General features: G+C 42.5%; 16 protein-coding genes. 5 read left to right on the top strand and 11 right to left on the bottom strand.

Annotation, left to right across the window (positions count from 1 at the left end):
* The first annotated feature begins 1 nt into the window (after window position 1).
* A complete protein-coding gene (locus H8796_RS23100) occupies window positions 2-583 on the top strand; it encodes a Maf-like protein (RefSeq protein WP_008999815.1) in 582 nt (193 codons plus the stop codon).
* A 189-nt stretch (window positions 584-772) separates the two neighbouring features.
* Here the strand turns inward: H8796_RS23100 and H8796_RS23095 are convergent, their stop codons facing one another.
* The 8 genes from H8796_RS23095 to pheS form a co-directional block, all read right to left on the bottom strand.
* On the bottom strand, window positions 773-2,980 hold the full coding sequence (locus H8796_RS23095; protein WP_187343883.1) for a tetratricopeptide repeat protein: 2,208 nt from the start codon (window positions 2,978-2,980) through the stop codon (window positions 773-775).
* Window positions 2,981-2,987: 7 nt separating this feature from the next.
* The gene (locus H8796_RS23090; protein WP_074705417.1) at window positions 2,988-4,172 is read right to left on the bottom strand and encodes a DUF418 domain-containing protein; all 1,185 of its coding nucleotides are present in this window, start codon (window positions 4,170-4,172) and stop codon (window positions 2,988-2,990) included.
* A 155-nt stretch (window positions 4,173-4,327) separates the two neighbouring features.
* Window positions 4,328-5,371, bottom strand: coding sequence for a porin (locus tag H8796_RS23085; protein WP_099147592.1), 1,044 nt, complete (start codon window positions 5,369-5,371; stop codon window positions 4,328-4,330).
* Window positions 5,372-5,381: 10 nt separating this feature from the next.
* Complete coding sequence (locus tag H8796_RS23080; RefSeq protein ID WP_117937409.1) at window positions 5,382-6,350, bottom strand: ABC transporter substrate-binding protein; 969 nt, start codon at window positions 6,348-6,350, stop codon at window positions 5,382-5,384.
* A gap of 106 nt (window positions 6,351-6,456) precedes the next feature.
* Complete coding sequence (gene pgk, locus H8796_RS23075) at window positions 6,457-7,716, bottom strand: phosphoglycerate kinase (protein WP_117937411.1); 1,260 nt, start codon at window positions 7,714-7,716, stop codon at window positions 6,457-6,459.
* Between the two features lie 93 nt (window positions 7,717-7,809).
* Complete coding sequence (gene nth / locus H8796_RS23070) at window positions 7,810-8,487, bottom strand: endonuclease III (RefSeq protein ID WP_117937413.1); 678 nt, start codon at window positions 8,485-8,487, stop codon at window positions 7,810-7,812.
* The gene (locus tag H8796_RS23065) at window positions 8,484-9,683 is read right to left on the bottom strand and encodes an MFS transporter (RefSeq protein ID WP_117937415.1); all 1,200 of its coding nucleotides are present in this window, start codon (window positions 9,681-9,683) and stop codon (window positions 8,484-8,486) included. The genes nth and H8796_RS23065 overlap by 4 nt, the downstream gene beginning before the upstream one ends.
* A gap of 148 nt (window positions 9,684-9,831) precedes the next feature.
* The gene (gene pheS, locus H8796_RS23060; protein ID WP_004300862.1) at window positions 9,832-10,851 is read right to left on the bottom strand and encodes a phenylalanine--tRNA ligase subunit alpha; all 1,020 of its coding nucleotides are present in this window, start codon (window positions 10,849-10,851) and stop codon (window positions 9,832-9,834) included.
* A gap of 120 nt (window positions 10,852-10,971) precedes the next feature.
* Between pheS and H8796_RS23055 the strand changes: the two genes are divergently transcribed.
* The 4 genes from H8796_RS23055 (at window position 10,972) to H8796_RS23040 (ending at window position 15,921) form a co-directional block, all read left to right on the top strand.
* Window positions 10,972-11,988: an energy transducer TonB gene (locus H8796_RS23055; protein ID WP_117937416.1), complete on the top strand. Its 1,017-nt coding sequence runs from the start codon at window positions 10,972-10,974 to the stop codon at window positions 11,986-11,988.
* A gap of 216 nt (window positions 11,989-12,204) precedes the next feature.
* The gene (locus tag H8796_RS23050; RefSeq protein ID WP_117938157.1) at window positions 12,205-13,872 is read left to right on the top strand and encodes an ISL3 family transposase; all 1,668 of its coding nucleotides are present in this window, start codon (window positions 12,205-12,207) and stop codon (window positions 13,870-13,872) included.
* Between the two features lie 841 nt (window positions 13,873-14,713).
* Entirely contained in the window at window positions 14,714-15,580 is an 867-nt protein-coding gene (locus H8796_RS23045; RefSeq protein WP_117934127.1) for a hypothetical protein, read from the top strand.
* A 128-nt stretch (window positions 15,581-15,708) separates the two neighbouring features.
* Complete coding sequence (locus H8796_RS23040; protein ID WP_117934125.1) at window positions 15,709-15,921, top strand: hypothetical protein; 213 nt, start codon at window positions 15,709-15,711, stop codon at window positions 15,919-15,921.
* Window positions 15,922-15,994: 73 nt separating this feature from the next.
* Here the strand turns inward: H8796_RS23040 and H8796_RS23035 are convergent, their stop codons facing one another.
* Genes H8796_RS23035 through H8796_RS23025 form a run of 3 tightly spaced genes read right to left on the bottom strand, consistent with a single transcriptional unit; the run spans window position 15,995 to window position 20,979 of the window.
* On the bottom strand, window positions 15,995-16,564 hold the full coding sequence (locus H8796_RS23035; protein ID WP_004321502.1) for a PepSY-associated TM helix domain-containing protein: 570 nt from the start codon (window positions 16,562-16,564) through the stop codon (window positions 15,995-15,997).
* A gap of 21 nt (window positions 16,565-16,585) precedes the next feature.
* On the bottom strand, window positions 16,586-18,793 hold the full coding sequence (locus tag H8796_RS23030) for a S46 family peptidase (protein WP_117934123.1): 2,208 nt from the start codon (window positions 18,791-18,793) through the stop codon (window positions 16,586-16,588).
* Window positions 18,790-20,979 (bottom strand): zinc-dependent metalloprotease, encoded by a 2,190-nt coding sequence (locus H8796_RS23025; protein ID WP_117934121.1) that lies wholly within the window; start codon window positions 20,977-20,979, stop codon window positions 18,790-18,792. Before H8796_RS23025 ends, H8796_RS23030 begins: the two co-directional genes overlap by 4 nt.
* Between the last annotated feature and the right edge of the window lie 18 nt (window positions 20,980-20,997).

The raw sequence follows: 20,997 nt of genomic DNA, 5'->3' as shown, positions 1-20,997 counted from the left end.
CATGCTTGATAACTTAAAGAAATATCAGATTATATTAGCTTCCAATTCTCCCCGTCGGAAAGAACTGATGTCGGGACTGGGAGTAGACTATGTAGTCAGAACATTACCGGATGTAGACGAGTCATACCCGGATACATTGGTGGGTGCTGAAATACCTGAATATATTGCCCGTGAAAAGGCAGATGCCTACCGTACCATGATGAAGCCGGGAGAATTATTGATTACGGCAGATACCATAGTCTGGCTGGATGGGAAAGTACTTGGAAAACCGGAGGGTAGGGAAGGAGCCGTTGAAATGCTTCGTGCTCTCTCGGGAAAATCTCATCAGGTCTTCACAGGAGTTTGTCTGACTACTACCGAATGGCAAAAAAGCTTTACCGCTTCCTCCGAAGTATTGTTTGATGTCTTGTCGGAAGATGAAATCCTGTATTACGTAGATCGTTATCAGCCAATGGATAAGGCAGGAGCTTATGGCGTCCAGGAATGGATCGGGTATATCGGGGTTAAATCAATTTCCGGTAGTTTTTATAATATTATGGGACTTCCCATACAGAAACTGTACGGAGAGTTGAAAAAACTGTAGTAAGTATCTTGAATATATCTGAATATATCAGTATCAGTGTAATTAACTTATTGATTACATGAAATACACAAGATATACTTAGTTCAATAATGCAAAAAGGCTACCTCAAAATCGAAAATGAGGCAGCCTTTTTCTGTATTTTTAAGCAGGAACATTTATTGAATATCCCAAACTGAAAGATGTGGAAAACTATAATAAATCCAACATCAGAGGAATATCTTCTTCCCGAATTCCTTGTGTGAGAAGAGCTTCTTCATCTTTATGGAACATTTCCAGGAATCGTTCCCGGTTTCCACTAGCCGTAATGGCTTTTCCATAGAAAACGGCAGCTTTCTGAATATCTCCCATCACCCAGGCAACATGTCCTGCATTCATATAATCAATAGCCAGAGGCTTCTGTTCTATTATTTTTTCATAATACTTCATCGCCTGTTCATGTTTCTGGCTGATAAATGAACACCATCCGATACCACGCCATGCCTTAATACAGTTGTTCTCGATGAAATCCAGTTTGAAGAAATAATTCAGTGCTTCTTCATATTGCCCCAATTCAGCCAGACAGCTACCGATATGGAAAGTCACATTGGTATCTTCCGGAGCAGCTTCTTCTACCTTCTTATAATAGGTGATTGCTACCTGGTAATTTCTGTTCAACCGATAACAAATAGCCAGATGACGATTGTTCCAGATATTATCCGGTTTCAGCGTATCAGCTTTCAGATAAGCCTGAATAGCTTCTGCATATTTCTTTCTTTTTTGCAATGCATAGCCAAACTTCTGGTAATATTCAGCACTCTCTCCTTCAAATCCGCCAATCGTTTCCAACTCTTCATAAATTTCGATAGCCTCGTCCCAACGTTCCTTTGACAGGTAGAAATCGGCAATGGGGAACAATACATCTTCCCAGTGCAATATATTGTCGAGTGCAGGGACATGATGAAGATCGAGCTTCTCTTTAAAAATATCTCTGAATTCACTCTTGCGCACACTAAGTTTGAAGAAACGATACAAATCGTGCAGGTACTGGTTGCTGACCGTTCCCGGACGTTCATTGAATTTCTTCATCGTCTCAACATTCGATTTCTCCGCCAATTCTGCAACCTGCTGTTCATTCAGTTGGCTCAACATCATATCCTGTTGTGACTGTGGCAATTGATGGATTGTGAAAAAGAGAGAGTACTTATCACTGTTACTGAAAAATCCCGATTGAAGAATTAAATCCAGTAGACTGCCTCCCTGATTTCCCGCCTGCTTCATTGCCTTGAGCACATTAGACTGTTGCTTGCTGAATGGATAAAACCAGTTATGCACCTCGCGGAAGAACGGATAGTTCTTCAAAGCCGCAAAAGTACTCATATATACATCTGCACCCTCCAGCTGCAATTCGTTCATTTCACGCAATTTATCCCCCAGTCCGGATTTCTCGAATGCATCTTCCCAATCCGGATTCATATCGTTGTTCTCTTCATCGCTTTCTTCAAAGCCGAACCGCATATTTTTCATGGAGGAAACATTCTTCAGCATTTCGGGAATAATCTCCTCCCTCATCTTTTTATCAATCTTTTCCGTTTCCTGACATAATAGCATTTGGCGGTAAATACGTGCGACATCTTCTCTGAATGAAGGAATTTCTTCCATGAGATCCACCCTTTTTATCAGTTCCGGATAGAAAGTAAGGCGACTTCTGTAAATGTGGAAAATAATCATCGCACCAACCAATGCCCGTTGACTGACGTTAACGTTGGGATGCTCGTAAGCATCAAGCAACCACATTATTTTTCGTAGGTCGAAACATTCCATCAAGCTCAATGTGAGGGCACTGACAAACAAACATAAATCATCTCCCGGAAGTAATTCCGAGGCAAGCATGGCTTTTGCATCTTCCTCGTCTTCGGGAGTCCATGCGCTGTTTGTCCATGTTCTGATAAACATAAACTTGAGCGTGTCCTCATGCCGCTTTAATACTTCATCCATCTTTTCGTCAGACAGTAATCCGCTGACTGCCAAGTCGTCATTAAAAGACTCCAGTATGTGTAATATGGTTTTAAGACCATAGTTTGACAAATCTGGCGATTTGGGAGTACGTCGTACTTCATGATAGTATCTTGATGAAGCGTTATCCAATATGAGCAAACGTGATTGGTCGGCAATTCCCCACGTGTCTGATACCATTTTCTGATACAGATTCCACCGTTCAGGGTCATTTGCTCCCTGTTTCATGTATTCCAGCATATATTTGTAGGAAGTCTGCAATTGTTCCAGGCGAGTGCGTAGATCCCAGTCAGGACACTGCCACAGCAGAGATTCCAACTGCATCAGAGCTTCCTTGAGTCTTTTCTCTTCAAGTAAGGCACGTATATATGCGTATTGTTCATTAATCGTTTTTTCGTTCATCATTATCTAATTATTTATTTTTTCCAATCCAGGTCAAGCGTTTCCAGAGACCCTCAAAAGGACCATGTTTATGGTGCCGCAGCCACCACGAACAGAATACCATTTGTAATAGAACAAAAAGGATGCCAAAAAGGAAGCTATATGTGATTCCTAAATATCGTCCCAATTCGAATCCCCAATGATAGAACAAAAGAGAACCGAAAATGGATTGCCCGAGATAGTTCGTTAAACTCATTTTACCATAAGATGTGAAACGCATAAAGAAACTACGGTCTTTCACACGGTAGAAAGTCAACAGTAATCCTGTCACCAGTAATACCATGAAACTAAGGCTGCTGAATGAACTTAATATCAATTGTAGAGGAACAAGGACGGCACTCCGTTCGATGAATTCCGGCAACATATTATTTAATCCGTAGATGGGGAAGAAGCAGAGAAGCGAAATTGCTAATGCTTTTAACCACAAGCGTTCGTTCTGTTCACTATACAGGAAATATTTGCGGCGGCCAACCAGCATTCCGAATAGGAATAATCCCGGTGTTTGTAAGATACGTCCATGTTCCAATGCCCAAGTCATGTTAGCCATTTGCCCTTCCCACATATTCATGCGGACTGTTTCAAGGAAGTTGCCATGCTTTTGTACGTCGAAAGCGATGCTGAAATAATAACCTGCCAAACTTTTACCTGCCACATAGTCAGGATTGCACAAGGCATAGATCAATTTTGCCCAATCGATAGGTTGAAGGATTAATAAAGTAGCAAAGATGGCAACCGTACGGTCACTCATCCGGCAGAATATCGGCAGGATAATTCCTAAAATCGCATACATGGTTAATATTTCGCCGGTAAAGAAAGCGGCATTGAATTGTCCTATAATGAATAGGATGAATAATCTCCATAAAAAACGCAGGCGGAAATCTTTCCCTCTCCGTTGTTGGTTATTGTCCTGAATATAGAAACTGAAACCGAAGAGCAAAGCAAATACAGCGTATGCTTTATTACTGAAAGTGAAGAATAATCCTCTCCAGATTGCCTGATCGGTAAATTTCATCCATTCAAAAGGGACTTCTTCCGGGAAAGAATAGAAATTAAAGTGTTCAATGCTGTGCAAGAGGATGATTCCCATTACTGCCAATCCTCTTAATACGTCGGCCACGTCTATTCGGGCGTTGGTTTCGGCGATTTTACTTTCCATGTTTTTTTAGTTACTGTTATTAATAAGATTAATATTTGTTCCAAAAGGAATATATTCCTTATTTATAATTTCATTCATAATCCTATGGGAATGAATGATAGTCTGTTCTCAACTATTACGCATTAATACTTAATACTTGACACTTAATACTTGAGTTAGAACCTCACCTGCACCTGTGCCTGTATCAGATTGGAATCTTTCTGTCCGTCTCCTTTTTTATCACAAAAGGTATATTGTGCCTGCAATCGACATCTGGGATAAAACCAGTATTGTACGCCTGCAATATAGTTATTTTGTTTGAAATCTGCACTCTTGTTCGGGTTGAAATAATCGTACGAAGCGATGAAATCGAAATTTCGTGCAAAGCGTACGCTTCCTGTTGCATAGAAACCTTCACTTTTCACACTTCGGTCTTTTCCGCCAAGATATTCCGTACGCAGATTAAAAGTGGGAGTAGTGACAACACCTCCTGCACTCCAACGTTTCTTGGCGTAGTTTTCTCCCGCTTTGATTCCGGTATATTCCGAATCGGCTATGGCGTGCCCTGTTCCGCGGATGAACGAACCACCTACGGATAACCATTTCAGAGGATAAACCATTAAATTGCCGACCACATCTTTCTGGCTGTTTTTGTCTTTGGTATTCAATCCCTGCCCGTTCATTACGGCCACTTTATATTGCAGGAAGTCGCGAAAGACTTTCCCATGAAGCATCATGCCGATATCCCGTCCGGAAGTCATTCCGTAACACTTATCGCTACCGCTTACTCCTGCCAGATAGCAGACAGACTGTGAATAGCAATTGATAAGTTCTACTGTAGTAGGAGACAATTCGTTTTCTATGGTATAAGGAACTTTGAATTCACCGATACGTGCCGTAAGTCCGGGAAGAAACTGATAATCGGTATATACTTCGAGTAGCATACCACCATTGTAGAAGTCATACATAAAGTCGCAAGTCCATCGTTTGGTGATCTTTCCATGTGCCATGAAAATAATTCGTTTGATGTCGAATGTATTGTCGGGATTCGCTGCATCGTCGTATGTATATCCCAGCTGTGCATATCCGGAGAGACTAATCCGTTCTTTCAGTGTGTTGACAACCTGATTTAGTGGTGTTTGTTCTTGTGCAAGAAGGGCATTTTGTATACCTGTTATACATAATACAAAAGTGAAGAGTTTGAGTAGTGTTTTTCGCATGAGTCAGTTGTTATTTGATTATGGTTGATACTGTGGGGATAAACGTAGTGTCGATCAGATTCTTTTCAGAGTAGGTTTGAGGTATTCGGTGGTTTTCTTTCAACCAGTGTATAGCCTTGTCTATCGCTTCAGCGGAGGGGCGTTTTGCTTTTTGATAACCGGGGAGGGCAACGAGTCCTGTCAGATTTTCGGGTACACCTATCTCTATCAGCACTTGCTCCCATTCTTTCTGCGGGTGCATTTTTATATAATCTACCCCCAAGTTATATCCTGTGATGAGTAGCTCGATTTCTTCTCTCTTCTCGTTGAGCGCTTTTCGTGAAAAAGCGGTAGCGGTGAAATCAATGCCCATCTCTTGCGTACTTACCAATGAACGATGTTTACTGTTCATGGCGATGGATGCGGCAGGATCGGGTAGGAAAGAGGCGTCAATCTGATTGTACTGCAACATTTGCAGGCGGAGAGGAAGCTGGCCGATTTCCGGCATATTTATTTCCGCATGTTTGATTCCGGCTTTGCTTAATAGCTGGTCGGTGGCATATTCGATAACCGTGTTGCGCGACACCGCGATATTCTTTTCCTTGAGCTGTTCCTGTTGGTTGATATTACTTTCTTTGGAGACAATGAAGCAGAAATAACCATCATTCTTCAGGATGAATCCTAAATCAGTATGATGAATAGCTTGTAATACTACCGCACTGGGATAGTCAGTAATCATGCCATCCATTTTTCGGGTTTGGAAAGCAGCGTCCCGGTCGTTGGCAGAGTTGAATGAAAGAATGGTCAAATCCAGTCCTAATGAGTCGTAAATGCCTTGCGTTTTGGCTATATGAAAAGGAAGTCCGTCCAATGTAGGCATCATGCCCAGGGTAAGTGGTTGCAGTTCGGTTAGAGGTAAAAAAGAGCTGTCTCCTTTCTTACTCTGACAAGAGTAAAGGAAGAAAAGGATGAACCAAAAGAATAGTACCGGTCTTTTCATACCTCGTTTTTATAAATAAGAGGAACTCTGTTTTTATAAATAAGGGCAACTCTTTTCACAAAGAACTGCCCTGTCAACATTAACTATGTAAAAATTAACAATTATCTTATTCTTGAATAGCAGCGATACCCGGAAGAACTTTTCCTTCGATTGCTTCGAGCAATGCGCCACCACCAGTTGAAACATAAGACACACCGTTAGCCAAACCGAACTTGTTAACACAAGCTACAGAGTCGCCACCACCTACGAGTGAGAATGCGCCGTTCTTAGTTGCTTCAACGATTGCTTCACCTACTGCACGTGAGCCGTGAGTGAAGTTATCAAATTCGAATACACCTGTAGGACCGTTCCAAAGAATAGTCTTAGATTCTTTGATAACGTTAGCGAAGATTTCTTCAGTCTTAGGACCGATGTCAAGACCTTCCCATCCGTCAGGAATTTCGTCAACAGCACAGAATTTAGTATTTGCATCGTTAGAGAATGCGTCAGCAATCTTAGCGTCAACAGCCAATACCAGATTTACACCTTTTTCTTTTGCTTTCTTAATCAAATCCAAAGCCAGGTCAAGTTTGTCGTCCTCACAGATAGAGATACCGATTTTACCACCCATTGCTTTAGTAAATGTATAAGTCATACCACCGGCGATGATAAGGTTGTCCACCTTGCTCAACAGGTTCTCGATGATTTCGATTTTAGAAGAAACTTTAGAACCGCCCATGATAGCAGTGAACGGACGTTTGATATCGTTCAATACTTTATCAACAGCTTTCACTTCTTTTTCCATCAAGTAACCGAACATCTTGTTGTTTACATCGAAATATTTAGCGATCAATGCTGTAGAAGCGTGTGCACGGTGAGCAGTACCGAATGCGTCGTTTACGTAGCAGTCAGCGTAAGAAGCCAATTTCTTGGTAAATTCTTTCTGGCTTTCTTTTACTGCTTTCTTAGCAGCAGCTTTTTCTTCGTCAGTTGCATCTTCTGCCAAACCTCTTGGTTTGCCTTCTTCTTCAGCGTAGAAACGAAGGTTTTCGAGCAACAGCACTTCTCCCGGTTGCAGAGCAGCAGCTTTTACAGCAGCTTCTTCGCCCATGCAGTCGTTAGCGAACTGAACTTCAACGCCCAGCAATTCAGACAGATGCTTGATGATATGTTTCAAAGAGAATTTATCGGCAACGCCTTTCGGACGGCCCAGGTGAGAGCCAATGATGATGCTTCCGCCGTCTGCCAGAATCTTCTTCAAAGTAGGAAGAGCTGCACGCATACGAGTGTCATCTGTAATGTTGAAGTTTTCGTCCAGGGGTACATTGAAGTCCACGCGAACAAATGCCTTTTTACCGGCAAAATTGAATTTGTCAATTGTCTGCATAATACTCTATTTTTATTTAAAAGTGTTTTTAAAATTCTTCTTTTAGAACGACCGCAAAGTTACTATTTATTTCGGTTCTTTGCTATTAAATCGTTATTTATTCTTGGCTTTTGGTTCCTCTTTTGTAACTTTATAGGTGTTACAGAAATATTTGCACATCATTTGCAAACCACAGGTGTCACATTTGGGAGTACGTGCCTGACAAACGTAACGGCCGTGCAGGATGAGCCAGTGATGGGCAATCGGTATGAGCTTTTCCGGAATATTCTTCACCAGTTCTTTTTCCACGCTGAACGGGGTGGTGCAACTGTCCGGCACCAGTCCGATACGGTGGCTGACACGGAACACGTGTGTATCTACCGCCATTGCCGCTTTGTTGAATACAACCGACTGAATCACATTGGCAGTCTTTCTTCCTACACCGGGCAACTTTATCAGATCTTCCAGATTATCCGGCACCTCGCTATTGAAGTCATTCACCAGCATCTTTGCCATACCGACCAGATGTTTGGCTTTGTTGTTGGGATAAGACACGCTTCGTATATATTCGAAAATCACTTCCGGCGTAGTGGCAGCCAGTGCTTCCGGAGTCGGAAAATCTTTATACAAAGGAGGAGTGATGATATTCACCCGTTTGTCCGTACATTGTGCAGAAAGAATAACAGCGATCAGCAACTCATACGGATTGTTGTAATGCAGTTCGGTTTCGGCTACAGGTATGTTGTCCTGAAACCAGGCGATTACTTTCTCATAACGTTCTTTCTTTCTCATCGTAGCTTGTTTTTATGGTAATGAGGCGTCACTTTTAGTCTGAAATAGAGAGCGGAAACTACCGTCAGGCAGGCTCCGAAAAGATAAGCCTTATCAAATGTACTTATTTCTGCAATATATCCTCCCGTCAGCATACCGATACCGATTCCTACATCCCAGGAAGTGAGGTAGGTGGAAGTCGCTGTTCCCCGCTGACTGTTGGGGGCGAGGTTGACAAACAGCGTGTTAAATGCCGGAAACATAATTCCAAACCCGACACCCATTAATAATGCAATGCCAAAAAACAGCAAGGTACAGGCTGTATCATTCCATTGAATCACATATACACAAGTTGAAAGCAGGAAGAAACTGAAAACAACCAGGTATAATCCGGCGGCTATTACTTGCGTTATTTTTCCGCGATCCACCAGTTTTCCTGAAAAGATACGCGAAATGGCCATACCGACTGCCATAAAGGTGAAGAAGAATCCGGTTTGTGTGTTCAATCCTATTTGGCGGGCGTACATGGCAACATAATTGGTTGTCATTCCGTAAGGGATGGAAAGCAGCAGCAGACTAAGTCCGGCAGGCAGTCCTTTCATCAGGATAAAGCGGTCGAGCGAGATCGGCTCCCGTTTCACAGGAGGCTTGTAGGGCGTTTTAACCAGACTTGCGCATAGAAAACCTAAAATACAGGAACCGAATGCATAGCAGAATATCGTAGCAAAAGAAACTCCCGCATCATGCAGAAACAGTCCGAACATCGGTCCGATGGACATGGCTGTGTTGTTGGTAAGCCCGTAATAACCTAAGCCTTCCCCTCGCCGGGAAGAGGGCATAATGTCTATTACTACCGTGTTTCCGCCTACGGTGACCATTCCGAAAGAGACGCCATGAATGATTCGGAATATAATAAATAAGGTAAGGGAACCGGCAATTAAATATCCGCCGAACATCATCATAAAGATAAAGTAAGCAAACAGATAAAGAGGTTTCCGGGCAAACGTGTCGAGCAGATAACCGGAAAATGGACGGATACAGAGAGCTGCCACCGTGTAGCAGGAGAGGACAATGCCGATAGTGGAATTTCCAGCCTGGAAGAATTCGGATAAATAGAACGGCAAAACAGGAATCAGCAACCAGAAACCGAAGTATAGCAGGAAGTTGGCTGCCAAGATGAAACAATAACTGGGAGTAATGAGTCTATCCTTTGCCATAATGAATGATCGTTCAATCGACCGATTCGCGTTGATTGGAAACCAACGCCGTTGGCCTGATTGGTCTGTTGATGAATATGCCAATGTCCCGATCACCGTCCGACGGTTTCATTGGGAACATTGGCATACTGGTAAATTTAGCACATTATTAATATGCCGCTTCGAATTCTTTTAGGAAGCGTGTATCGTTTTCAGAGAACATACGGAGGTCTTTCACCTGATATTTCAGGTTTGTGATACGCTCGATACCCATACCGAGGGCATAACCGCTGTATATTTTGCTGTCTATACCATTTGATTCAAGTACGTTCGGGTCTACCATACCGCAACCGAGGATTTCTACCCAGCCGGTGTGTTTACAGAACGGACATCCTTTACCGCCGCAGATATTACAGCTGATATCCATTTCCGCACTTGGTTCGGTAAACGGGAAGTAAGACGGACGCAGACGGATCTTTGTATCAGCACCGAACATTTCTTTGGCGAAGAGCAGCAACACCTGCTTCAAGTCGGTGAATGATACGTTTTTATCTACATACAGCGCTTCTACCTGATGGAAGAAACAGTGTGCGCGATAGCTGATAGCTTCGTTACGATATACACGTCCCGGACAGATGATGCGGATAGGAGGCTGTGAAGTTTCCATCACACGGGTCTGTACAGAAGAAGTATGTGTACGCAACACTACGTCCGGATGAGCTTCGATAAAGAAAGTATCCTGCATATCGCGTGCCGGATGGTCTTCGGCAAAGTTCAGTGCCGAGAATACGTGCCAGTCATCTTCAATTTCCGGACCTTCGGCAATGCTGAACCCCAGACGGGCAAAGATATCAATGATTTCGTTCTTTACAATGGTGAGCGGGTGGCGTGTACCGAGTTCCACAGGATAAGCCGAACGCGTCAAATCCAGTCCGTCACAATCGTTGTCCTGACTTTCAAACATTTCTTTCAGCGCGTTGATTTTGTCCTGCGCTTTTGTTTTCAGTTCATTCAGTCTCATGCCGACTTCTTTTTTCTGTTCGGCAGCTACATTACGGAAATCTGCCATTAAGTCGTTAATGGCTCCCTTCTTACTTAGGTATTTGATGCGGAGAGCTTCGAGTTCTTCGGCATTGGAGGCGTGTAAGGCTTCCACCTCTTTCAGAAGTTGTTCAATCTTAGCTATCATATTTTTGATGTATTGTTATTCAGTTTCTTAGTAAAAACCGTGCAAAGATATAATTTTATCACGAACCATCGAAATAATTTGTATCTTTGTTGCCGATATGTACCGAAAATCCGGCAACTTATGAAAAAGATTGTTTTCTGTCTTCTGCTTTTAACCTTTTCTTTTCGCCTTGCGGCCCAAATTGACTATTTGGAGCCGGTGAAGCCTTTTTCCACTTATACAGGCGAGTTAGGCGAATATTATCGTAGTGTGTTTTCTTTACTTAATACGGGCTTCCAGAAACAGCCTTATGCGCGTTTTGCAGCTATCCCTTCCTTTTCGCCGGAGTATGCAATGTCGGTAGAGAAGAGGAATGGACGTTATACGCTGGTTTCGAACACATTATCGCGTACTTATTGGCAGGCAGAGAAGGGGACGGTGACGGTGGATACTAAATCGGTTGTCATTAGTGCTTCCCTATATCAGTCTTTAGGGGCTATCTTTCGTTTGGTGACAGAACAGGTACAGGATTTGGACGGTTCTACGGCTGGTTTGGATGGAATTGTTTATTTTTTCTCTTCTACGGATGCCAAAGGTAAAGAGCAGATGGGACGTAAATGGTCGCCGGAAAAAGGAACGTTGATGGAACGTCTCGTGTTGGTTTGTCAGTCGGCTTATATGTTATCCAGAGGGGAAAATATTTCGGAACAGACGTTGGCAGTGGAGGCTGCTGCTTTATTAAAAGCATTGCAACAGCGTACCAAGGAAGAGCCGGATGCTTATAAGCGGCCGATGTATATCGGAATTTATCCGGTGGGTTCCCGTTCAAAGACACTTTCCGGAAGACAGGTGGAGGAACCTGCTCATTTCTCTGCGATGGCTCCGGAAGAATATATTGCCAGTGAAATGGTTTATCCGTCAGGGCTTTTGGAGAAGAATGTTTCGGGTTATGCTTTATGTGAGTTTACTATTGATAAAGAAGGGGTTATCCTTCGTCCTCATATTCTACGTTCCACTCATCCGGAATTTGCAGAGGAGGCTCTCCGCATTGTCAAAGGAATGCCGAAATGGTCACCTGCATTGGTGGGAGGAAAGCCGGCGGATAGTAATTACACTCTTTATGTTCCTTTCCGTCCGCAACTCTATCGGAATAAATAAGCAACTTTGCATCTAAAGTCCGATTAATAAAAAAGAAATATTGCATTTATAAGTTGAACTTATACTCTCTCCAATAAATAAAAAAAGGTTCTTCGTCAAATTTGGTGGTAATCTCTTTTTTATTTCACCGGTCTTCTTCTTTCTTAATCCTATTAAAAGTTGTAGATATGTTTGCTTTTTAGTAACTTTAAAGACACCACATCATTAAGAGTTACAATGCAACAAGTCATATCTACAACGTACAAATATACATCAAAAAAAGAAAATACTCCTACAAATAGGGGATTATTCCATGATTTCAGATTCAGTCTTGGCTACGATAATCTGCAACAAGATGGTATCTCTGAAGCTGTTAGCTCATTGACGGTCTTTCTACATACGGCTGGCAAGGGGGCTTCCTGTCCTTATTGCGGACATTTCAGTCACCGATTGCACAGTTACTACTCCCGTCATATTCAGGATCTTGAAGTTTACGGTCATACTTTGGAGTTAGTCATAAAGGTTGGCAAATATTATTGTGATAATGTTTCTTGTCCACAAAAAATATTCTGCGAACCGTTGTCTTTTCTGGCTCGTCGGTATGGTAGACGGAGCTATCTTGTTGAGGAACGCATCAGATCGATAAGCTTGGAACTTACTTCCCGAAAGGCCTCTTCTCTTTTACAACTGTTCCATATAACGGCCAGTAGTTCTTCCTGCTTACGCATCCTACAACAGTGCGGACAACATAATCCTATGCATAATAAAAGTATTTATGTAGGTATTGATGATTTTGCCTATAAAAAAGGTAAGGATTATATGAGTGTGGTCGTAGACCAGATGACACACATACCTATTGCTTTGTTAGAGGATAGAAACGGAGAAGCACTTGATAACTGGCTCATCCGGAATCCTCAAATACAATATATAACGAGAGACCGTGGAAGATGTTTCACAGAAGCTATAAACAGAATAATCCCTGGTGTTACACAAATCTGCGACCGGTTCCATCTAATCAAGAATATGACGGACACGATGATACCGGAAATAGAGAAAATGATTCGTCAGACCAAGAAAAAGCTCAAATACGAATATCCTGACAGAGACACGGCTTCTTCGTTAATTCTTCAGGACATATTTAACATGGGAGATGTCCGACACAGAGAAAAATTAAAGATATACAGGGAAAGCTTGAACTTAAAAATGCAGGGGATGACCATTGAGCAGACAGCCACACATTTGGGTAAGAAAAGTCGCTACATTTATAAGATCATTCACAACAGAAGAATAGGGGCATACTTGAATGAGCAACAGAAGACAGCTCTTAAATATGTATCCGAACTGGCTACAATCATTAGTGCGGGCTGTATTACTCGAAAAATATTGGCGCAAAAAATGGGGAGTAAAATCAGTGGCGCACTTATTGGAAGGATAACATCCAGCTTGCGAAAAAGGTATCAACAAAAGAGGAAGGAAATCAAGGAGCATAATGAGAGCATTGAAAACGGAAGTAAAATACAGAGAGTTTCACAGAATCAGATACGCAAATACATTCTAAAGGGAGAATCGGATAATCCTAAACTAGCGGAACTGTATAAGTCCTCACCACAGATAAAAGAACTCTTAAGCGTGTGTCAAAATTTCAGAGACATGATTAATGGGAACACTTATGATAAGGATATTAGAAAGTGGATTGAAAAAGCGAAGGCAACACGGAATATGCCACTGACGAACTTTGCATATGGTATTGAAAAAGACTGGGAGGCAGTACAGGCAGCTATTGATATCCCCTTCAGTAACGGATTACTGGAGGGGACAGTGAATAAAATTAAAGCGGTAAAAAGACAGATGTACAATAGGGCAGGAATTAAACTACTGAGAGCGAAGATTATTTATTCACAATAGAAGAAGTACCACCAAATTTGACGAAGAACCTAAAAAAAATAAATTTGCTGTCATCTGTCACAGATTGTAACTTAACTGTTTGATTATGAAAAGTTAATGGCGTGACAGCAACATGGTGACAGCACTGTGACGACAATAATGCTGTCACTGCAAAGCAAAGAAGAGATAAACGCACTGCAAAGGCGGTATGGTAGAGATGCATACCCAAATCAAGTAAAAATCACAGATGAAGTTTCATTGCCTGAATAGTATTAACCACAGGCAGATAAGCTATTTTATTTATTACCCCTGTACTTACGGGGCGGGACCTGCCTTGTAACTGATAGTTTCAAGCCTTGAAACTATTGGTTTTGCGGTTCGAAACTACAGTTTCATCGCCTTGAAACTTTAGTTTCTCTTGCTTGGAACTATTAGTTTCTTACTGATGAAACTATAGTTTCACACTGATGGAACTTTAGTTTCTCACCGATGAAACTATTCTCCCGTGTAGTTGTTTACTTATTTGTCTTATATAAAATTCTATTGTAACTAAAAAGCTTGTCATTTATTATCTTTCTTTTCAGAAAAAAGAAGTATATTTGCAATCAAGGACCGGACCTTTGACAGCCGGACTTGTATTTATAGGACATTTAATTTATTAGTAGGAAAGTCGCATTTTCGAATAGATGATAAATCAAATGTCCGTGCCAAGCTTATATCCCTATCGATATATAAGTTCTGGTGCGGGCATACTGTATTTTTCATCTATGGGTATGCGACTACCTCTACTAGGAAATATATGTATCGTTCGCACCTTTTTTATATCTGGTTGCGACGCATACATCTAAAAACAAAACGAGGTATGACAACAAAACAATGGATTGGTATTGAAGAAGCGGCAGCCAAGTATCAGGTATCTACCAGACGTATTATTACTTGGTGTGAAAGGCAAGAGATTATTTATTCAGAAATCGGCGATTATCTAATGCTTGATGAAAACAGTCTGACGGATTGTCTTGAACGAAATATCCGGTTCAGTCTTTCCGAAGAAGAACACAAACGCCGGATGGATGAGAAGATGAAGGAAAATGAAGAGGAATTTTTTCTACTTCAATCACTGAAAGAGTTGACCCCATTGATCCGGCTAATAATAAAGGAGCTTGCCGGAATGATAAGGAATGATGAAAGACGACAACTATTTCTTTATACCGTCTTACAAGGAAATATTAAGGATTTTAGTGTCCGGAAACGCATGAAATATCGTCAAGCGCAGAAGGCATTTGAGGGACTTGTACAGGAAATAAAATCTCAAGCGGGATTCCTTAGGACTTATAAGGAAGAAAATATCCGCCTTAGAGCAACAGTACGGGCGTATGAAATGAAATCCCGCCAAAATGGCTTTGATAATGATATGCTCATGAGGGAAGCAGAAGAAACGAATCCGGAAATTTTTATTCCCGAAGATATAAAAGCGATAAAGGCTTTGCTCGATACTCCTATTACAGAATTGAAATTCGATATTCGGTCGCAGCGGATCATTTCTGAAGCTGATATAAAAACACTCCGGGAACTGTTACAAATCACTTCTCAATATGGGTTTAGGAAATTGCGTGATATGTTACGGAATTTTGGGCTGGTTTCACAAAAGAAAGTGGAAAAACGCTTGAAAGAGCTGAATGTACTGGACGTTGCCGGTAACTGTAATTTATATAGGTATCTGGATGAATGACACAGATTGGGCTGGAGTGTTTCTTTGATAGTATAATAACATGACTGATTTCTTCAAAAATCATTAAAATAGAAAACTTTTCTTCGTTTGTATTGTCTTATAGCCATAAACTTTTAAAATGAGAACTTATGGATGATATGATTAACAGGCATGATTCGATAGCCGAAGAAAATATCGAACCGAATGGTCGTCCGGCTAAGAACCAGTTTGAGGAATGGAGTGGCGAGGTTGCCGACCGTGCCGATGACGCATTTAAGAATGACAAGAAAGACGGTCCCATTAAAGACCGTGAGAAACGTATAAAAGAAATGGACGAAGTGATTAAAAAGGACCTTGAATAAAGGTCCTTTTTTGTTTTCTGCGATACGGAAAGGTAATACAGAAAGATGCATACGGATGAATAAAAATAAGAAATTATACTATCATCCAGTAAATCAATATAGGTATTAAAATTCCTATTATCGTTAGAATTCCGCCGATGCCCCACAATCCCTTTTTCCCGGGAACAATCAGTAACCCGGTGATGAGCAAAATAAACATGAGTAAGAGGAATGCATCGGAGGTTATTGTCCATAAAGAACCCGGATTGCGATGTAACTTATTCAATGCGGTTAGGAAAGCGGGACGATGCATTTCTTTGATAAATGCCTGCTGGCTGGTTGCATCCAACTTGATTACCAATTGCTCTTTGCCAAAGATGGTCAGTTTGTTTTTACTGAGGCTGAAACGGTTATACAGGTCAGGATTGCATGAGAGATCGGAGATAATCTTTCGTGCATCGGCTTCTGTAAAATCGTCTTTATTGGCAGGGAGCTGGAATATATAGTCCACTGTGCGCTCCTTTTTCTGATTCATGAATGTAAATTCTTTCCGGTGGTTGAGCAGGAAGCCGGAAAGGAGATAGACAAACAGGATGCCTGCACAAATGAAAGATACATAACGGTGCGTTAAACGTAAGTATTTTAGTGTTTTGGGAGATAACATTTTTATATAGAATTTACTAAGTTAGTGAATGTCCAATTCGTCTAATATGTATTGGGAATGTGAGTATTGCTCCAAAGTCCATAATACATAGCGGATATCTACCGCGATGTTACGGCTTTTCTCATTGCCTGCAGTTTCGTAGTCGGAACTAAGTCCCTGCCAGATACGGTCGAAGTTGATACCCACTACTTCTCCTTTGGCATTCAATACCGGACTGCCCGAACTACCAGAAGTGGTATGTGCATCTGTCAGGAAACAACAGGTGGGTGTCACTTTCTGGCTAAAGTAGTTACTGGGTTGGCGGTGTTCGATGAGTTTGACGAAACGTGCCGGCAGATTGAAGTCCTTGTTTCCGGCATAAAGGCGATGACGGCTGAGCATTCCGTCAACAGTTGTAAATGGAGTATAGATGACTCCTTCGCTGGGAACGGCTGCCTTTACTTTTCCCGTAGAATAACGCAGGGTGCGGTTGGCGTCAAATGCAATTTGTGTCCCCTTGTTCTTTTCAGCGTATGCTTGCAGATACAAAGAGTAGAGTTTCATGTTTTTATTCTGATACGCTTGTTTCAAACGGTTTATTTTTTCTACATACACCAGATAGAAACCGAGTGACAACTGATACAGCCCATCTTGTGACAGTGCAGCTGTTCCTTGTGTCGGTACACTGTCCAGAAGTGCGAGCATACTTTCTTGATTACGCAGGGGGGAATGATCGTACAGGCTGTCTATATAGGCAGAAAGATGTTGAGGGTAATGCTTTTCTACCTTTTTCAATGCTGTGGAGTAGAAAATAGAATCTACGTGATCCAGATAATAAGCCAACATCTTTTTCATGATATATTTGTCGTCTTCAGGTCTGAAATCACGATAGAATGCTACGGTAAGCGGTTTCAGTTTGCGGATTTCTCCTTTCATGGCAGTCTTTACATTCTTGCTTTTTCTTTGTTCCATTTGCACCAGTTTTTCAAATTTTCCGGCAAAAGGGATGACGTTGGCACCGTAAAGTGCGACTTCGCGAAACATCTGGTCTGTGAAGTTCAGTTGGGTAAGACGTTCGTAGTTTGCTTTCATATCATCGAGCAATGTTGCCCCGTAGCGTTGCGTACGGGTGTCATCAGACAGAATCCATTCTGTCATCGCCTGTTCCTCCTGCTGTTTCCGGGCAATGATGCCGGATTCTTTCACACCACTGATCTCACCAATTGATTTTAGATAGACATTAGCAGCACTTCCGGCCTTAATGTTATAGTAGGAGTAAAGCGAGTCGGCAGCCGTTTCTTTACGTTGTGTGTAGAAGTCGAGCTTGATTTTGGCAATATCTGCTTCTGCTTGCGTGTCTTTGAATACAATTTTCTCAAGGGCGAACGAAGGGACATATTGCCTTGTTTGTGCAGGATATCCGGCAACCATCACAAAATCATCGGGTTTCACTCCTTTGGTAGAGATAGACAAATGAGCGTCGGGTTGATAGGGGCGGTTCTGCTTGTTGTAGGCTGCCGGTTGGTTTTTATCGTTGGCATAAACGCGCAAGATGGCGAAATCGGCGGAGTAACGGGGCCATTGCCAGTTGTCTGTGTCGCCTCCGAATTTCCCTATCGAGATGGGGGGAGCGGCTACGATACGCACATCCTTGAAGCAGCGAAAGACAGCCAGGATGTATTGTCTGCCACCAAATAAGGAGTAGATTTTTCCTTCTACACCGCGACCTTTGGCTTGGGATTTGACAATTTTATTCCCGTTCTCGTTGATCTTTTGGGTAAGTGCCTGATCGGTAAGATTTCCGGTATCTTGTGTGATTTCCGTCGTTACGTCTTTGATAGTGATTAATTGATTGACCTGTAAATTCGGAAGATAAGTCTCTTCGCTGCGTTGGGTAGCCCAGCAGCCATGCTTCACGTAATCGTGGTTTGCATCGGAGATATGTTCGAGATAACGTGCGACACAGTGGAAGTTGGTCAATACCAGTCCTTCACCGGAGATGAAAGAGGCACTGGCAGAGGGAGAAAATGTACTGTTGTCATAACTTAATGAAAGGATAGCATTCGACAAGCACGACTGGTTGATGTCGTAAATGTCTTTTTCACTAAGACGCAATCCCTGTTTTTTCATTGCCTGATGTACTTTTCCTTGTATTTGAGTAGGTAGCCAGAAGCCTCCATCGGCATGCACGGGCTGTATGCACAACAGGCAGAAGAGGTAGAAGGCGGAAATAATGGTAGTTAGCTTCATTGTATTTTGTTTTTTAAATAATTATTCCAGGTAGAAGGATTAGTTGTTAACTGTTCGCGGATGCGGGTAAGATGCTCGCTGACCGTCGGGGAGAAGAGTACGCTGAAAGAGGAGGTACGTGCTTCTGTTAGCAATGATTGCAAGGTCTGGAGATAGCTTTCCTGCAAATGTCGTGTGAATATGTCCGGTGTCTTGTCCGTAAAAAGATAGTTGGCAGAGACTTCCAGATAATGGGCGTAGGTAAATCCTGCTGGTGTTTCGTTCGAAGAGATTCGTTCGGCAATGATTCTGCCAAACATCTTTTCAATAATTGTCTTTTGTGCTTTTATGATGGCTTCGGTTGGGTTGCCGGCATATTTGCATACGGCATCCGTCCGTAGGAAGTTGTATCCGCCAAGCAGTTCTTTCCAAAGAAATTCGACAGCTTTTCCGGATACTTCATCGGAGAAACCAATAAAAGGAATCACACGTTCCAGATGGTCGAAATAGGCTTGCTGCAAATCGGTATAGGTGGCGGGCATCTCCTCAAACGGGTTATCTGTCAGACGTTTTTTGTTCCATTCCGGCAATTGCGTCAATATTTGTTGAAGGTTGCGGATTCCGTAGGTTGCCGATGCGACAGGGTCGTTGCCGAGATCGGAGGTTTGAACGGTAGGATCAGTGGGGATAGTGCTCGGTGCCATGCGTCCGCAATGATACATGGGGTCGTTTTGTTTTTCATCTATCCATCCGGCTACAGTTCGGGTGTTCTCGCGGGAGAGATAGGCGTATCCGATACGGATGGCGTATCGGTCGTACACTCCCAACAAGGGAGGTAATACGTAACGGACGCCGTCTCCCGGTTGGGCGACATAATTGAACCGGGCATAATCCATGATGGACGGGGTGGTGCCGTAACGTTCTGTAAATTCCGGACGGCGCAGGTCTTCTGTATTATAGGCATACGAGGCTTTGAAATTATGTTCCAGTCCGAGGCAGTGGCCTATCTCATGGGCGGCGGCGTAACGGATTAATTGTGCCGTTATGTCATCCGGTAGTGTTTTCGTGCGTGCCGCAGGATGGTAGGCTGATGTTTGCAGGAAATACCATTTGCGTAGCAAGGCTATGACATTACTGTGAAACAACACATCTGCTTGCAGAATTTCTCCTGAACGCGGGTCTACCCAGTGTTTCCCCATTGCGTTCGGGAAATCGCTGACTACATATCGGAAACAGTTGAAACGTATATCGTTCGGATCGAACTCCGGTCCGGCTTCGGCGTATGTCTTTGCTTGCATAACTTCTTTAAAACCAATCTCTTCGAATGCTTTATTCCAATCCAGTATTCCTTTGCGTATGGCTTTTTTCCAAAGAGGAGGGAAGGCATCGTCTATATAAAAAACGATGGGTTGTTGAGGCTTCACTTGTTTGCCTTGCAAATAACTGCGTACATCTTTAGGAGAGGGGACAATCCGGAAGCGGGTGATGTAGTTTTCCGCTGCGATTGAGGGAGTATCGAAGTTGAATTTCCGTTTAGGGATATTGTCATATCCTACCCGGGCATCGTGTATACGTGGTTGCATGGGTTGCTCTGGCAGTAGTAACAGCGATTTCCGTATCGTAGTGAGGAAAGGTTGGGTGGTTCCTTCAAAACCATACTGTACGCTGACTTCCAGGTTCTTTTCGTGGACGTCTACCTGAAGTATTTTATTGAGTTGGGGCAGGGAACGTCCTGGTGACGTTTTCCCTCCAAAAGGGTCTACACCTTCTATGGGCTCACTAAGAAATTTGCTCCAGTTTACAACAATCGAGCTGTCTGTCTCCTGTTCTATTTTCCAGGATTCCGCTATGGGAGTGATGGCATTGCGCGCATAAGCCGGATATGAAAGATGAGTTGTGTCCTCACATAAGTTTTTGGAGTCGGGACGTAACAGATATAACTGTTCTTTGTCATATTTGAAACGTATCCATACCGGATCATAAAGTCGCTGGCCTGCATAAAGTTTGACTTTATTATTGGGAGAACTGACGGTCATCACACGGGCTGCTAACAGGAAATCCCGGTTTATCAATCGTTTGGGGATTTCTACCAAACATCCTTTGGCGTTTTGCCGGATGTGAAACATGGGGGCAGAGTTACCCCAAAGGAGGGTGGGAAAGAGCAGCAGGAGTAGCAACCGAAGTTTGTTATTGGCAATTCTCATCATGATTGGTGTAAATTATCT

The sequence above is a fragment of the Bacteroides sp. M10 genome (assembly GCF_014334015.1).
Taxonomy (GTDB): domain Bacteria; phylum Bacteroidota; class Bacteroidia; order Bacteroidales; family Bacteroidaceae; genus Bacteroides; species Bacteroides intestinigallinarum.
The sequence above is the reverse complement of the archived record's forward strand: the minus strand, read 5'-3'. Positions and strand labels throughout refer to the sequence as shown.